This window comes from Psychromonas saccharinae, from assembly GCF_051201515.1.
Classification (GTDB): Bacteria; Pseudomonadota; Gammaproteobacteria; order Enterobacterales; family Psychromonadaceae; genus Psychromonas.
This window is the reverse complement of the sequence record NZ_CP195153.1, coordinates 2,302,308-2,320,056: the sequence shown is the minus strand read 5'-3', so window position 1 is coordinate 2,320,056 and position 17,749 is coordinate 2,302,308. Positions and strand designations below refer to the sequence as shown.

General features: G+C 35.7%; 9 protein-coding genes and 1 pseudogene. 4 read left to right on the top strand and 6 right to left on the bottom strand.

The features are described 5' to 3' along the window. Position 1 precedes the first annotated feature (1 nt). The 5 genes from cyoD to ACR30L_RS10255 form a co-directional block, all read right to left on the bottom strand. On the bottom strand, positions 2-340 hold the full coding sequence (gene cyoD, locus ACR30L_RS10275; protein ID WP_435234164.1) for a cytochrome o ubiquinol oxidase subunit IV: 339 nt from the start codon (positions 338-340) through the stop codon (positions 2-4). Continuing rightward, positions 340-960: a cytochrome o ubiquinol oxidase subunit III gene (cyoC, locus tag ACR30L_RS10270; protein WP_435234163.1), complete on the bottom strand. Its 621-nt coding sequence runs from the start codon at positions 958-960 to the stop codon at positions 340-342. The genes cyoD and cyoC overlap by 1 nt, the downstream gene beginning before the upstream one ends. Beyond that, the gene (cyoB, locus tag ACR30L_RS10265) at positions 960-3,044 is read right to left on the bottom strand and encodes a cytochrome o ubiquinol oxidase subunit I (RefSeq protein WP_435234162.1); all 2,085 of its coding nucleotides are present in this window, start codon (positions 3,042-3,044) and stop codon (positions 960-962) included. The genes cyoC and cyoB overlap by 1 nt, the downstream gene beginning before the upstream one ends. Further along, positions 3,034-3,918, bottom strand: a complete 885-nt coding sequence (cyoA, locus tag ACR30L_RS10260) for a ubiquinol oxidase subunit II (RefSeq protein ID WP_435234161.1) — start codon at positions 3,916-3,918, stop codon at positions 3,034-3,036. The genes cyoB and cyoA overlap by 11 nt, the downstream gene beginning before the upstream one ends. Before the next feature lie 318 nt (positions 3,919-4,236). Continuing rightward, positions 4,237-4,563 (bottom strand): peptidylprolyl isomerase, encoded by a 327-nt coding sequence (locus ACR30L_RS10255; RefSeq protein ID WP_435237897.1) that lies wholly within the window; start codon positions 4,561-4,563, stop codon positions 4,237-4,239. A gap of 95 nt (positions 4,564-4,658) precedes the next feature. On the opposite strand from ACR30L_RS10255, the gene htpX reads away from it, so the two are divergent. The 4 genes from htpX to dsr1 all read left to right on the top strand — a co-directional run bounded on the left by htpX (position 4,659) and on the right by dsr1 (position 15,272). Beyond that, positions 4,659-5,528 carry a protease HtpX gene (htpX, locus tag ACR30L_RS10250; protein WP_435234160.1) on the top strand — a complete coding sequence of 290 codons (870 nt, stop codon included), beginning with the start codon at positions 4,659-4,661 and terminating at the stop codon, positions 5,526-5,528. Positions 5,529-5,663: 135 nt separating this feature from the next. Beyond that, positions 5,664-7,394 carry an autotransporter assembly complex protein TamA gene (locus ACR30L_RS10245; RefSeq protein ID WP_435234159.1) on the top strand — a complete coding sequence of 577 codons (1,731 nt, stop codon included), beginning with the start codon at positions 5,664-5,666 and terminating at the stop codon, positions 7,392-7,394. Further along, positions 7,391-11,284 carry a translocation/assembly module TamB domain-containing protein gene (locus ACR30L_RS10240; RefSeq protein WP_435234158.1) on the top strand — a complete coding sequence of 1,298 codons (3,894 nt, stop codon included), beginning with the start codon at positions 7,391-7,393 and terminating at the stop codon, positions 11,282-11,284. The genes ACR30L_RS10245 and ACR30L_RS10240 overlap by 4 nt, the downstream gene beginning before the upstream one ends. A 208-nt stretch (positions 11,285-11,492) precedes the next feature. Beyond that, entirely contained in the window at positions 11,493-15,272 is a 3,780-nt protein-coding gene (gene dsr1, locus ACR30L_RS10235; protein ID WP_435234157.1) for an anti-phage defense-associated sirtuin Dsr1, read from the top strand. Between the two features lie 407 nt (positions 15,273-15,679). On the opposite strand, the pseudogene ACR30L_RS10230 reads toward dsr1, so the two are convergent. Beyond that, positions 15,680-16,852: pseudogene (locus tag ACR30L_RS10230) on the bottom strand (IS3 family transposase). Between the last annotated feature and the right edge of the window lie 897 nt (positions 16,853-17,749).

Sequence of the window (17,749 nt, the reverse complement as noted above, 5' to 3'; positions counted from 1 at the left end):
ATTAATGCCCCATTAGCATATTATGATTCAGGTGTTCCATTATCCACAAAGATCCAATTAAAATAATGGCCACAATCACCACCACAAATATACCTGAGCTAGTATTCCACATTTGTTCAGACGAAGTATTCATATGAAGAAATGCAACTAATTGAACCAATATTTGTGCAACAGCGGTAACCATAATAACGGCTACAATAAATTGACGAGAACCAATACCTGTCATAACCAGTAAAAAAGGAATTAACGTCAATACAACACAATAAATGAGTGCTTTTTTATACTCTTTTTCGCTACCGTGTGCTTGGCCACCTTGGCCATGATTTGAAGATTTATCCATTACATTACTCCCATTAAATAAACCATACTGAAAACACAGATCCAGATAATATCGAGGAAATGCCAGAACAGGCTTAAACAAGCTAATCGTGTTTTATTTTCTTCAGTAAATCCATCGCGTTTAAAATGGAAGTACAAAACACTCATCCATACAAGACCTGCAAAAACGTGCAAACCATGTGTTGATAACAAGGCATAAAAGGCTGACCAATAAGCACTTGTACTTAATGTCGCACCTTCATGGCTAAAGTGATAAAACTCATAAAGTTCTAATACTAAAAAGCCCAAACCTAACCCAAAGGTAATGGCTAACCACTTTTTCATTTCAGCCATGTCGTGATTATTTGCTTTAAGCATTGCAATGGCAAAGGTATAGCTACTTAATAAAAGCAGGGCAGTTTCAACCATGACAAAGGGCAAATTAAACAGCTCGTTTGATTCTATACCACCTGCAAAACTATTTGAAAATACCGCATAGGCTGCGAATAAAGTACCAAATAATAAGCAGTCGCTTAAAATATAAATCCAAAAACCAAACAGAGTATCACCAGAATAATCATGGTGATGTTCTTCCCCATCTAGCATATCCACTGTAGGAATTTCAATCTTAGTGCTTGTCATTACTTATCACTCCCTTGTTGAGCTGCAGCCATTTCATCATTTCGCGATTTAACATACTGCTGATAATATTCTGGTCGGCCTTGATAAACGTTATCAAGATGTGCACATTCTATAGCTTCAATTTGATCAACAGGTACATAGTAATCTTTTACACGTTGGAAGCTATACGCTATCCACGAACCGATTACACCAACGAAACTTGCAATTGCTAACCACCAAACGTGCCAGATAAAGGCAAAACCTAGTATCAAACAGAATAAACTGATAACAACACCAGCCCATGTGTTTTTAGGCATATGTATTGGTTGGTAACTTGCCGGTTTTTGATAAGCTAGACCATGTTCTTTACGGAAATCATGCTCATCACGATCATGGATTTTTGGTAATTTAGCAAAGTTATAAAATGGCGGTGGTGAAGAAGTTGCCCACTCTAAAGTACGTCCATTCCAATGATCGCCCGTTGTATCTGGGTTTTGTTTACGGTCACGAATACTAACAAAGATTTGATAGAACTGAGTTGCAATACCCGCAGCAATAATACACACACCGAATGCCGCAATCCAAAGTAATGGCGCCCATTCCGGGTTATCCGCAACATTTAAACGACGCGTCATACCATTAAATCCAAGTACGTAAACGGGCATAAAGGCAACAAAGAAACCGACAGTCCAAAGTGCACAGGATAATTTACCTAATTTTTCATTAAGTGTGAATCCAGTTGCTTTAGGGAACCAGTATGTGAAGCCTGCAAAGTAACCAAATACTGCACCACCAATAATTACATTATGGAAATGTGCAATAACGAATAAGCTATTGTGAAGTACGAAGTTTGCTGCAGGTATCGCAAGCATTACGCCGGTCATACCACCAATTGTGAAGGTAATTAAGAATGCAATTGTCCACCACATACTTGCAGTTAGTTCTACTCGGCCTTTATACATGGTAAATAGCCAGTTAAATATCTTAACCCCAGTAGGAATAGATATAATCATGGTGGCTATACCAAAGAATGCATTTACACTCGCACCTGCCCCCATAGTAAAGAAGTGATGCAACCAAACGATAAACGAAAGAATTGTGATAACGCCCGTTGCCCACACCAATGAGGTATAACCAAATAAACGCTTACGGGAGAATGTTGCAGTAACTTCAGAGAATATACCAAATGCAGGTAAAACAAGAATATAAACTTCAGGATGTCCCCATGCCCATATTAAGTTAACGTACATCATTTGATTACCACCGAGATCGTTGGTAAAGAAATTAGTTCCTAAGTATCGATCAAAGGTAAGTAAAGCAAGTGTTGCAGTTAGGATTGGGAATGCCAATACAATTAGCGCATTTGCACATAATGATGTCCACGTAAATACAGGCATCTGCATTAGTTTCATGCCAGGTGCACGCATTCTTATGATTGTTACAACAAAGTTTACACCGGTGAGGAGCGTACCTAAACCAGATATTTGCAGCGACCATAACCAATAATCGACACCAACCCAAGGGTTATATTCCATACCGGATAAAGGTGGATAAGCTAACCAACCTGTTGCAGCAAATTCACCAACAAATAATGATAAATTAATTAAGATTGCACCGGCAACAAAGAGCCAGAAACTCAGTGAATTTAAGAAAGGAAAGGCAACATCACGCGCACCAATTTGAAGTGGCACGATAACATTCATTAAACCAACTACCAGTGGCATCGCCACGAAGAAAATCATAATGACACCATGTGCTGTAAACACTTGGTCATAATGTTCTGGTGGTAGATATGACATATCAACCGTTGATAAAGCCTGTTGAGAACGCATCATTATTGCATCGGAAAAACCACGTACCATCATGACTAAGGCAACAATGATATACATAATCCCAATGCGTTTATGGTCTACGGAAGAAAACCACTCCTTCCAGAGATATTTCCATTTACCCATGTAGGTAATTAAGCCTAATAAACCAATCCCACCGACTATAACCGCTAACATTACCGGTAATATGACGGGATCCGAGTAGGGGATTACATCCCAATTTAGTTTGCCGAAGAGCAAATCTGCTTCAGCGTGTACATCACCTTTATAAGCCATTCTGGACTCCTGAGTGTTTTTCGATAATATCTTTGAATCTCAGAGGATCCACCGATGAAAAGTAAGTAACTGGATGTGGCGCTTTAATTTGATCATGGGAGTTAGCTGTTAATTCGGCATAACTATTATTATTTAATATATTTTCAGATGATTTTACTTGTGTTATCCATTGTTCAAATCCCTGTTCGGTCGATACATGTGCTTGGAAGCGCATATTTGCAAACCCATAACCACTATAGTTAGCAGACATTCCACGGTAACTACCTTGTTCTGTCGCCATAAGGTTGATTCGGTTTTCCATTCCGGCCATGGCATAAACTTGGCTACCAAGTTGAGGTATAAAGAAAGAATTCATTGTGGTATCGGAGGTCACCAGGAATTTAACTGGGCGATTAACAGGAAAATGCAGTTCATTCACCGTTGCCACTTGATATTCAGGATAGATAAATAACCATTTCCAATTCATTGCAACAACTTGTACCGTTATTGGTTCTTTATCGGAAACAATTTCGTTACGAGGATCTAACGAAAAAGCTGTTTTGTAAGTAATAATGGCAAGCGCAAGAACAATTAAACAAGGAACAGTCCAAACAACAATTTCTATTTTTGTTGAGTGCTCCCATTTGGGTTTATATTCTTCATCTTTGTTTGAATGTCGATATTTAATAGGAAAATATACAGACATAAACAATACAGGGATAATAATTATAGCCATTAAAAGCACGGATATAATGATTAAGTTTTCTTGCTGCGAACCGACTATCCCCTTTGGCTCAAACAACACCATATTGGTACTAAACAAAAGTATCAATAGGATTAGCGTGATAGCGCCAAGGGCTGCCAGAACAGTTTTCATGTTAAATTTTGGTTTCATTGAACCTTCCTGGTAAAATCAAATGGTCATAAGTTAATAATTATAAACTAAAAAGCTACGGAAACGTAACATTTGAGTCACATTTAATTAATGTTGTTGGTTTCTAATGAACTATTACGAAAACCAATTGTCGATAGATCAATAGGAATCAACATTAAGTGCAATTAAAAATTAATAACGTGCATATAAAATATAGACTGATTTTGATATTTAGAGAGTGAGATTAAATGAAGGGGATAAAGAATTCATAGTGGGAATAGTATTTAGGAAAACAAAACTACTTGTCTTTATAATTAACAAGTAGTTTGTTTAAAGGTGTTAATCTTTACGACTAGTCACTTCTAATAAGTGAAATCCGAATTGTGTTTTAACGGGTCCTTGAACAGTCCCGATGGGAGCACTAAAAACTACTTTGTCGAATTCAGGAACCATCATGCCTGGGCCAAATTCACCAAGGTCGCCACCTTGAGAGCCGGAAGGGCAAGATGAGAATTTTTTTGCTAAATCAGCAAAATCTCCGCCATTTTCGATCTGTTGTTTAAGATCTAGGCATTTCTCTTCTGAGTTGACTAATATATGTCTTGCACTTGCTAAAGCCATTTGCTTTTCCTCTTTTTCGTATAAAAAATTACGATAAAGTAAAATTTACCGTTTAGCAATTATTTAAAATATTTTTCTTGTAAACTTTGAAATAAGCCATATTATGTCTTAGAGTCGTTTTCTTATTATTAGAGGTCAAAATGAAACGAATATTTTTATTTTTGGTAACAAACTTAGCCGTCATTATTGTCTTAGGTGTTGTTTTAAATCTGGTTTATGCATATACAGGTTTAAATTCACAAAGCATTCCTGGGCTACTCATATTAGCTGCGGTCTTTGGATTTGGTGGTTCTTTTATCTCGTTAGCGATGTCTAAGTGGATTGCTAAACGCAGTACCGGCGCACAGGTTATTGAACACCCAAGTAATGAAACCGAAGAATGGTTAGTCAGAACGGTAACTGGACAAGCAAAAAAAGCAGGTATCACTTGTCCTGAAATCGCAATATATAATGCACCGGATATGAATGCATTCGCAACGGGTATGAGTAAAAACAGTTCGCTAGTTGCTGTTAGTACTGGGTTATTAAATAATATGACACGTGATGAAGCAGAAGCAGTTCTTGCCCATGAAATGAGTCATGTTGCTAATGGCGATATGGTGACGTTGACGTTGATACAAGGTGTTGTGAATACATTTGTTATCTTCTTTGCCCGTATTGTTGCAGGTATTATTGATAACTTTATGAGTGGCAATCGAAACGAAGGTTCGTCAGGTCACGGCTTTTCATATTTTATTATCGTCATGGTACTGGAAATGATTTTTGGATTTTTGGCTAGTGCAATCGTTATGTACTATTCAAGACAACGTGAGTTCAGTGCCGACTCGGGTTCTGCAAGTTTAGTAGGTAAACAGAAAATGATTGCTGCACTTAAACGCTTGCAACAGGGCGCTGAGCCAGATTTAAAAGGGAATATGATGGCGTTTGGTATCTCTGGGAAACGTAAAAAAAGCTTATTTATGTCTCATCCTCCTCTTGAAGACAGAATTGCAGCACTTCAAAAACTTTAAATTATCTTCCTTTCCTTTAAGCAGTTGTTTACTATAAACAACTGCTTTTCTTTTTATATTTTTAAAGTAAAAACAATACCATTGATATGGTTATTGATATTTATTTGTTAACACAAGGCGTTTTATAAAACTTATATGCTCTCACATTATCGTGCTTACATTATTAAACTTACATTCCTTTTCCCTTTGATTGGTTATCATTTAACTAGCTTTGCGGACATAGATTATTCAATTGAAGGTGTTAATGATGAGGCAAAAGCCAATGTCTCTGTTTATTTGGCACAAATGAATCAACCAGATAATGCGGAAAATAATATTTACTTAAAACAAGTAGAAGAAGTTACATTAAATGCATTGAAAGCACTTGGATATTACCAATCTAAAATGACATCTACTGTATCGGGTGAGATAGGTAAGCAAACCGTATTAGTTGATATTGTGCCAGGTGCGCAAACGCATGTGAAAAAAATAGACTTAAATATTACTGGAGAAGGCTTACTAGATAGAAGGTTTCAAGATTTAATTGCGAATTTTCCCATTAAAGATGGTGATGTATTTAATCATGGGACCTATGAATCGGCAAAAGAACAAATTAAAGCACTCGCTCAACAACGTGGTTACTTCGATGCAAAATACGTAAAATCATCGGTAGAAGTAAGCAGTAAGCACAATAGTGCCGTTGTCTATTTATGGTTTGAAACCGGTATTCGTTATCAGTTCGGTGAACTTGTTTTTGACCAACAAAATCGTAGTGAGAAATATATTCGTTCATTGCAAAGTTTTGCAGCAGGTGACCCTTTTGATTTTTCCAAATTAAGAAATTTTAATGTGGAAATTAGCAATACAGGCTATTTCAAAAGCATTACTATTTTACCTCTGATTGATGAAAAAGAGGGCAGGCGCATTCCGTTACGTGTTGTTGCAAATAATCAACCTAAAGACAGTTATAATGTTGGGATTGGATACAGTACCGATGTCGGTGTTAATGGTAGTTTAGGTTGGTCTCGCCCATGGGTAAATAGCCAAGGCCATTCGATTGAAGCCGACCTTTCAGCATCGAGTTCTGAGCAAGAATATTCTGCAACTTATAAAATACCAATCGGTGATCCTAATTATGACTATGCTTCAATTAAGGCAGGTTATATAGTCGATAATCAAAATGATACAGATACTGATCAATATGTTGTTACCTTCGGACGACATAGGCGCTCGGCTAATAACTGGTTATATACTTTATTTCTTGAATACGATTATGAATTCGGTACACAAGGGTCTGAAGAATATAATTTACGTACTATCTCAACAGGTATTAATTTTAGTAAAACAACTAGTCGAGGCGGTATTAATGCGACGCATGGGGAATCACGTTTAGGCTCTCTGCGTGTTGCGAATGAATTTTGGTTATCTGACACTAATTTTGTAAAAGCCTATGGAAAATACAAACGTTTAGCAACGTCCGGAAATCATCAGTTTGTTGGTTATACCGAGCTAGGGGCTATTAGCGCAGACTCGATTGATGATGTGCCTTCATCCATGCGTTTTTTCACCGGTGGCGACCAAAGTATTCGCGGTTTTAGCTACGAAACAATTGCACCTGAAGATGATGATGGATTATTAGAAGGGGGATTATATTTAACCGTAGCAAGTCTAGAGTATCGTTATGCAATCACTGAAAGTTGGAAGGTCGCATTATTTACCGATGCAGGCACAGCAACGAATGATTTTTCGGAAGATTTTTCTTCGAGTGCCGGTATTGGAGCTGTTTGGGCTTCACCTATCGGACCAATACGTTTTTATTTAGCTAAACCATTATCTGATAGTGATGATTCTTTAGGTTTTCACTTTATGTTAGGGCCTGAATTATGAAAGCTGTTTTTATGTTATTTAACCTGTCTAAAATAGCATTATTTGCATTATTGTCCGTGTTAATAACGCTATTTTTGATTGTTACCATTACTTTCTTTACGCATTCCGGCAATGTTTATTTATTGAAAATAGCGCAAAGAATCGAGCCTAGATTAAATATTGAACTTACTCAAGGTACCTTCACGCGTAAGCCGACTTACGGTGTTATTCAATGGCAAGATCAGCGAACTAATATTAATTTACAGAATGTTAGTTATCAATTTAAATGGTCTTGCTTATTGACTAAAGTTTGTTTACAAAATTTAACTGTCGGCGGTGGAGATTTATTTGTTCAAACCGCAGAAAATAAATCTGAAGAAACTGAACCAGGAGAACCACTTTCCCGTTTACCGGTTGATTTTGCAATTGATAATATAGATTTAACTAATATTAACTTTGATGTGAATGGTACAAAGGGGGCATTAGGAAAATTACAATTAGCAGCGGTAGGTGAAAAACAAAATATTGAAATCAGTGCAAATATAAACGACTTGCTGGTTGATTTGCCTTTAGTGACATCACAATCAGCAACATCAAAAAATAAGTCACCACTTGATCTATCAAAACCGCTTATTAGTAAAGAGAATTTACCTGATATTCTGATCCCTTTTAACATTACAATAAAACCAGTGTCAGTAACTAATTTAACGATCACTCAAGATAATACGACTATATTTAAGCTCAATGATTTTTCAACAAACACTACATTTGAACAATCACTATTAACGATTAAAAGTCTTTCTCTAAATTTACCTGAAACAAACCTTCAGTTATCGGGTCAAGTTGATTTAACTGAAAAGTATTCTTTAGATCTTCATCTGCAAGGTACTGTTAAAAATGTAACCCAATTAAAACCTGCAAATTTACTTAATAATCAACAATATGATTTATTAGTATCTGGAGATTTATCCGATTTAAAAACGCAACTTAAACTCACTAATAAACTCAACATTAATATCAAATCTCAAGCGCATTTAATGACTCAATATATTCCATATAGCATAGATGTCTCTTGGAATAAATTACGTTGGCCGCTGAATGAAACGACGCAATATTCTTCACAATCAGGGCAATTAAAAAGTACTGGGACAATAAATGATTATTTAATTAATCTTGAAGCTGATTATTTAGTAAAGGATGTACCGGAGGGAGACATACAATTACAAGCAAAAGGAGATTTACAGCAAGTTGATATTCAAGAGTTACTTGTTAATACCTTAGACGGAAATGCGCAACTTTCAGGGAAATTAAGTTGGAAAGATGCAATTAAGTGGGCAGGGGATCTGAGCATAAATAAACTAGATATCGCACAATTAGAGACCGGTTATACGGGTGATGTTTCAGGTAAAATAAAACAAAATTTCACATTAACCACACCTAAAAACCAACCACCTTCATGGCAGTTTTCTATCCCCGAAATGGATATTAACGGTCAAATATTAGATCATACCTTTACTGCGAATGGTGTTATATCTGGTGATAATAAAACGGGTATTTCATTTGATAATGTAAATGTAGTCAATGCAGATAACGATCTAACAATTAATGGTTTATATAGTAAACAAAGTGATCTCGATATAGACCTAAATATTAATAATTTAAGTGATGCACTTCCAGGTTCAAAGGGCAAAATTATAGGGGATGTTAATATTCAAGGTGAAATGGATTCGCTTAACATATTAGCAAAATTAAATGGCAGTAATGTTAGTTATCAATCGAATAAACTCGACACTTTTGACCTAACAAGTAATGTTACATTATCCGAATTTCCTGTAGTAGATCTTACTCTTACGGCTAATAATGCAAACGTAAATGGTACTATAATTGACAGTGCTAATTTGGCGATAAACAATATCGCTTCAACCAAGCAAACTGCATCACATCAAGTTGTATTAGCTGTTAAAGAGAAAAACACTAGTACTGACTTAGATGTGATTATTAATAAAGACAAAGCGGGGTGGACAAGTCAATTAACGGCAGGACGGATTCGTTTAGTCGATTATTTATTAACGCTGGATAACGTTGTTAATATCAAGCCAGAAAATGAAAACATTCTCGTTTCCTCTCATTGTTGGAATATATCTCATGCTAGCGATAAAGCCGTTTCTCAATTCTGTAGTGGTGATTTGAACATTGGTGAGCAAGGAAACGCTGACTTTACGCTTAAGAAATTTCCTTTAGCAACGACCAATGAATTTATTAATGAGCCATTAACTCTAGACGGTACGCTAAATCTTGATGCTAAACTTAATTGGACCGATTTAACTAATCCTCAATTTGATGTTGAAGTTAACGCCAACGAAATGGCAATCAACATTGAACAAGATAATGAACTGGTTTCCTATCCATTTGAAAATGTAAACATAACACTACTGAATACAGGTACTACGAGTGATTTAACTGCGAATATTTCATCGACTAAATTATTGACAAGTAAAATAACAGGTCAGCTATCTGAAAATAAAGAAAATATTAATGGATCATTAAATCTTTCAATACCGGATTTATCGCCCTTACAAAATATGACAGCACAACTTGAAAAGTTATCTGGGGCTATAAACGCCAATGTTTCTGTCAACGGTTCAATTGATAAACCACGTATTAATGGACAAGTCGACATTAATGATGCGACCATTTATGCTGTTGGCGCTCCGATAAAAATCAATGATTTAAATAGTAATATTATAATTAACAATAATAATGCAGAACTCGAAGGTAGCTTTTATACAGAAGAATATAATGATTACACTGCTTCAAAAACTATATTAACTAATACAGTCAACTTTATTGATAAATCAGTCCATGTTGTTGGTAACGCACTTAGTAATACGAAATCACATACTCCAGCTGGTAATAAAGGCGTTATTTCAGGAAACTTAAATTGGGACGATAAACTTAAGGGGAATATTGCATTAACGGCTGATAAAATCACCATTAATGACTACGATAAAATCAATCTTCAAGTGAGCCCTGATTTAAAATTAACGTTAGGTGATGCAATTATATTAACTGGTAATGTTTTGGTAGATAAAGGAATAATTGCTGTTAACGAATTAGCTGATAGCGGCGTTGCATTATCTAAAGATGTTGTTGTGATAGATAGCGATACACTCGATGAAGAAAAAAGTTTACCTATTATTGTCGATTTGAATGTTGATCTTGGTGATCAATTACAAGTAAAAGCAATGGGATTAGATTCCATTATAAGTGGTGATTTACAAGTAAAACAACCGAAAGATAAAACAGCAAGTGTCTACGGTACTTTGTCACTTTCTGACGGTACATATACTGTTTTATCCCAAAAATTAACATTGGAAGACAGTGAAATCATATTCCAAGGGCCGACGGCAACGCCTTATATTTCTATTGAAGCGATTCGTGATCCGGATAATACTGAAGATGACGTCACAGCAGGTGTCAAGGTAACGGGTACACCTGATAACCTTGATATCTCTATTTTTTCTGACCCCGAAATGTCACAACAAGAAGCGCTTTCATACCTAATACAAGGGCAATCATTATCAAATAGCTCGGGCTCTGATTCTCAGATAACAAACATGCTTATGATTCTTCAACTTAGTGCAGCTAACTCTTTTGGAGTATTAAATACTGTTGGTAATAAATTAGGTATTGAAAATCTATCGGTTGCTTCAAGTGGTACAGGAGATGAACAATCAGTCGGATTAAGCGGTTACATTGCACCTAAAGTTCAGATTAGTTATGGCGTTGGTGTTTTTGATAATTTCGCAAAGTTTGCCATTCGTTACGAAGTATTTGAAAACTTTTTCCTTGAGGCATCAACGGGATTATCGCAAGCAATTGATGCGTATTATCAATTTGATGTAGATTAAGAGTTGGTGGTAACCCTATCAATGAGTATATGGACATGTTATCGGGATACGATCAGAGGATTTAGATACCTTTTGGATGGGGAAGGAACAACGAATGCGTGCGAACGTTATTGTTTCTATTTATCATATCGTTTTAACTTTAACTGTGAATAAAGTTTATAGATATATTGAGTATTATAATTTTTTACGTTCAAGGAATCTAAATTAAATGCAATTCGTAAAGAATGGGCCAGATGTACCAGATAAGCTTCTTCAGGCTCATGAAGAAGGAAAAGTTGTTTTCTTTTGTGGTGCTGGAATTTCATTCCCTGCTGGGCTACCTAGCTTTGGTGGCTTGGTTTGGAGCCTTTACGAAAAAATGGGGATAATACCAGATTTAGTTCAAGAGCAAGCTTTAAAGTTAGGTCAATTTGATACAGCCATTTCTTTACTTGAAGCCGTCAAACAGACTAATCAATGGCGCAGAGATGTCAGGATAGCAATGGCTAAACTACTCAATCCTGACTATACCAGTTCTAAGTCTACATCTACTCATAAGGCACTATTGCATTTGTCGAAAATAGTAGATAAAGAAACAAAAGAGAGTAAAACTCGTCTTATTACAACGAACTTTGATCGAGTTTTCCATAAGGCAGGTGAAGCTGAAAATCTTAAATTTAAAACATATCAAGCCCCTTTATTGCCAGTCCCGAAAAATCAATGGGATGGTCTTGTTTATTTACATGGCCTATTACCTGAAAAGGTTAATGGTGCAGAATTAGATCATTTGGTTATATCTAGTGGTGACTTTGGGTTGGCTTATCTTACAGAGAGGTGGGCCGCTAGGTTTGTTAGTGAGTTATTTAGAAGTTATACAGTTTGTTTTGTTGGTTACAGTCTGAACGATCCAGTGCTTCGATATATGATGGATGCTCTGGCTGCTGATCGATTGCTAGGTGAATCTCCTCCAGAAATGTTTGCATTTGGTGAGTTTAAAAAGGGAGAGTTTGATGCCGAATATCAACAGTGGAAGGCAAAAAATGTAACTCCAATCCTGTACAAGAGTTACCGTAAACATTATTACTTGCATGAGACTATTTCAACGTGGGCTGATACATACAGAGATGGCTTAGGTGGTAAAGAACAAATCGTTATTACTACTGCTTTTTCTAATCCGTCTAACTCAGATTTACATAATAATTTCTCTCGAAAACTGGCTTGGGCACTAAGCGACCCGACAGGAGTTCCAGCTAAAGTTTTTTCACAGTTAAAGCCTAGTCCACCGCTTGCTTGGCTAAATATACTAGACACTATTGAATTAAAGAAAGATGATCTTTCTCGTTTTCGTATTGAGCATACAGGTTTTAATAATGAATTATCATTTAGTTTATTTAGTCGGCCGGCCAAAAGTGCCGATGCCCCCTTTATGGCTTTATCAGCCCATCCGCATGTAGAGACTAAATGGGATAAGGTTATGTTGAATTTGGGGAAATGGTTAACTTCTCATTTAAATAACCCTGACTTGGTTTTGTTTGTTTTAAAACGAGGTGGCAGGTTACATAATCAACTTCGCTGGTTTATTAATCGTGAACTAGAAGAGCAGCGTAAACATATATCTGAAAGTAATAATGCATATTTTGATAAGCTAAAAGAAAAGGGCTCTGATGCGATTGTTAGTAAAGATATGATGCTTGTTTGGGAGTTAGTTCTAGCTGGTTATAGTGAGCAATCAGGCTTCGACGTAAATCTTTATTCCTGGATAAACAAGTACAAATATTCATCATTAACCCCGGCCTTGAAAAACGAATTAAAAAAAATATTGTCGCCAAAGGTCTATTTTAAAAAAACTTATTCCACGACCTTAAGTAAATCTTATGAAGGAATAAAACAACTATTAGATTGGGATATTAGGCTATCTTCAACTTTTGTTCACTCGGCGCTTAAAGATCTCGATAAAGTGGAGTCATGGAAAAGTGATATTGCAGAGCTTTTACCAGATTTCAACTCACTTTTAATGGAAACAATGGAATTAAAGTCCATGTTAAATGAGGTTGATGAGTTTCATGATTACACATATATTAGTCAACCGTCTATTAAACCACACCCTCAAAACAAAGATTATGATGATTGGACGGCTTTAATTGAACTATTGAGAGATTCTTGGTTATCGCTTTTAGCATCAGATCAAGATAGTGCTAAAAATATTATTTTTCTATGGTGGAAAACACCTTTTCCTCTATTCAAAAGACTAGCTTTATTTGCGATGGCAGAAAAAGATTTGATTGCTACGGAGCAAGTTAATTCTTGGCTTGAGCAAAATGATAGTCGATGGTTGTGGAGTATTACCGTTCAAAGAGAGTTAATGCAACTACTGCCGACTCTTGTTAATCGCTTGAGCAATCACGAAAAAATACGTTTGTTAAAGAATATAATTAAGGGCCCTAATAGAAAATTGTTCAGAGCTAGTTTAAATGATGAAGATTTTTCTCGTCTAACTCAGAGAGAAATATGGTTACGCCTTGAAAAGTTAAGAATTTCAGGATTGAAATTTAAAGATGATATAGAAGAAGTGTACCAAGAAATTTCTAAGAACAACCCTTTATGGCAATTAGAGGAAGACCAAAAAGAAGAGTTTCCTTTTTGGATGGGGGGGGAAGAAAATTATAGGAATGTAGTAACTAGTCCTGAAAATGAACAAGAGCTTATCAAATGGTTAAAAGAAAAACCTGATCATGATAGATGGGATGAAGATGATTGGCCAATGCGATGTAAAAATGATTTCATTTTAGCTAAAAATGCTTTAATTACATTAGAGCAAGATGGTGTTTGGATTGCTGAACGATGGCGAGAAGCTTTGCAAGTTTGGACAGAGAACAAGTTACTTTCTTTTAAAACATGGCGTTATCTATCGGAATTTTTGTTGAATTTAGAGGATTATAAGTTAGCGGATATCTCATGGAACTTATCTAGATGGCTTAAAAGTAATAGTAAATCTTTAAGCAAAGAACAGTATTTTAGATACTTTGATAGACTTATTGCTCTTACTTCTAAAATTGAACTAGATGAAATTAATGACACTCTTACTACTGCAATTAATCATCCTGTAGGCATGTTAACAGAGAGCCTTTTTCAACAATGGTATATAGAAAATCCAGTCGATGATAGCGGGTTAACTATTGAATTTGAGTCGCGTTTTGAACAGATAATTTTTAGTGAAGAGAAAGCTTCAAAATTAGGAAAAGTGATAATCGCAGTAAATACGTTATCTTTATTCAGGGTTGCACCTGAATGGACTGCTGAGTTAGTTTTACCTTGGTTTAGTTGGAGTAATAATGAGCAAGCGATAATGGCATGGCGAAGTTATCTTTGGTCGCCAAGGCTACATAAAGCATTACTAGTAACTATAAAGGATGATTTATTAGACACAGCTAATCATTATCTAAAGCTGAATGATGGTAAAGAACAATATGCTAGGTTTTTAACATACTTAGCATTACAAAAATACGATGAATACAGGGTTACAGAGCTTGCAAATGCTTTCAAATCATTACCAGAAGAGGCGTTAAGGTCTGTTGCTTCTTCATTGAATGATGCGTTATCAAGCTCGGGTGATAAATTTGATGAGTATTGGAACCATCGGGTAAAGGTTTTTCTCATGAAGACATGGCCGAAACAAACCCTTTTGACTGAGCAGACTGTAAACCAAATTGCCTTATTATGCCTAAATACAAAAAACTATTTTTCCGATGCATTCGAAATTTTGAAACATAGTTTGAGGCAGATTAAGGATACAGAATATCTAGTCAGGAAAACATCGGATAGTAAATTAATCAAATCTGATCCATATGATGTATTAGCATTTTTGAATCAATTAATTGAAGATGAACCTAGGTTTCAGCTTCCAACTAAACTGAGTGAATGTTTAACTAAAATAGCAGAGGCTGCTCCTGGAATTGAAAGTGATGAAAGGTTCATTCGCTTAAATACTGTGGTAAGGCAGTTTGAGTAATGAGAGCTACGATTGATCATATGTTTGTTGGTTTTCAAGGACAGAGGTTTAGTTCAAGATTATCCTCTACCTAATAATGGTGATCTGCGACCTTTTATGCTATTAAAGCGAAGAACGGGTTAGCCATTAGTTAGTGCCGGTCAAGCTAATGTGTAACTTTCCTTCATTTTTACCAAAGTAATAAAGTATTAGTTTTTGCATTAGATATTTATCAGAATTATAAATATGTGTTTCAATAAATAGATTACTGCTTCTCAAGTTCTCTGCTTTTAGATAATCTCTTGTTTCATTTGTAGGTTTAACGAGAGAGCGTTCAAAAATAAGACAATAATTTATTAAAGCCAATAACGACGAGCCTTCAGCACGGTGACCTGGTCAACTTAATTCGGTCACCCTAGTTAAGTTCTTTAAGCTACTTCTTTTAATGGTTTATCCATACGCTCAAATTCATTGGGACTTTGATAATTAAGGTATGAATGCATCCGCTGGCTGTTGTACCACATCGTGATGTAATTCAATACATCTTGCTGAGCTGCATAGCGTGTTCGGTAATTGCGCCAATGGACTCTCTCTTGCTTTAAGCTACCGAAAAAACTTTCTGCTACTGCATTATCCCAGCAACATCCTTTTTTGCTCATACTGCCTATAAACTTATGTAACCTCTGTATCCGCCTATATTGATGGCTCGCATATTGAACGCCTTGATCTGAGTGTATTATCAATCCAGCTTTAGGTTTTCGTTGCCATATAGCCATTGTTAGCGCATCACAAACAAGTTGTGCTTTCATTCTGCTACCCATGCTCCAGCCAACAACTTTACGAGAATACAGATCAATTACGACGGCTAAATACAGCCATCCTTCAGAAGTCCATATGTACGTACGTAATGTCTTGAACCCACGCTTGATTAGGGTGTTGAACATTGAAATCCTGTTCGAGTTCATTGTCATATACAGGCTTCTTGTGGTTGCTATTGGTTGTTGCTTTATACTTCTTCTTATATCGTACCCAAACGTTTGCTTCTTTCATCAGTTGTGCAGTTTTCCTACGTCCAACAGGGAAATTAAGCGCATTTAATGCTTTTTGAATACGTCTTTCCCCATAAGTATTATCGCTAAACTCGGCAATATTCTTAACCCACTGCAACATCTCTTGGTGTTCTGTATTTACTGGTTTCTGAGACTTCCGCTTCTGATAGCTGTAGTAATTATTGTTTTTTACACCCAACACGTGACACATCAATATCACTGGCCAGATCTTCTTATTTTGGGCAATAAACGCGTATTTCACTTCGTTTCTTTGACAAAGAAGACCGTCGCTTTTTTTAATATTTCACGCTCCATTTCCAAGCGTTTTACTTGTGCTTTTAGCTTGCGGATTTCTTCCTGCTCGGGTGTTAACTTCCCGTTTCCTCTGAATGCATGGCCATCGTCATTTTCAGCTTCTTTTATCCAACGACCTAGGATCTGAGGAGTAACCTCTAAATTTCTAGCAGCTTCGGCAATACTGTAATTTTGTTCTCTTACCAGTGCAATGGCATCAAGTTTGAATTCTTTTGAATAGGTTTTACGTGTTTTCATTTCAATCTCCAGTTAAATCAATTATGTCTTAACTGGGTTAGTCGAATCAATTAAACCACGTCACGGTTCATTGAAAATGAATAATTAAATTATTAACTTAATAGCTATGTTTATCGATTAAGTTTATCTAAACTCATCTCTAAATAACTCAAATCAACTGTTTAGTGTCAAAATTCGTTAGAAATAAAAGGGTACTTGTTTTAGATTTTTATCTATCAGTGAATAAAGAGATGTTTTTACAGGTATTTAAAAAACACTGTGTGTAAGTACAGCTAAATAAACACATAAATAAAAGGGCGCTTGTTATAATTTTGATCTGACACGTTAAAAAGGCTCATTTTTTGGAACGTACAAAACAACTGTTTGTAATCAATGCTCAAATACAGCTTCTATGAAATCCTGACTTATTAAATTTAAATAGTTAAGTAACAATCTAATTCAGTAAATTTATCTGATATTAGCCAAATTGATTAAATATCCGCACTGATATGTATTTATGTCTGGTTAAGTTCAGACATTCGCCAGCTAAAAATTGATACAGTAAATAATAGGATTAATGAGAATTTCAAATCCCCGATACATAATTTAAGAATTACTTTATTACGATTGTAATTACAGACAAAAATTATAAGTAATTAATAGATAGCTAAATGAAATTTTAAAGATTGTTGTTTGATTATATTTAACTCGGTGATGAACAGATAAATATAATTAACGACTGGATGATATAAACCAGTAAACAGTTTAAAGATAATTTAAATTAAAGGTGTTCAGATTTTACATGACAGCTATAGTACACAAACCTACAAGTTAGCTATTAAAATCAGAGCGTAATAACAGCCGTAACAAGCTTAATTTACGTAGAGCCGGAAAAGTTAAATCTAAGAAGACTAATTA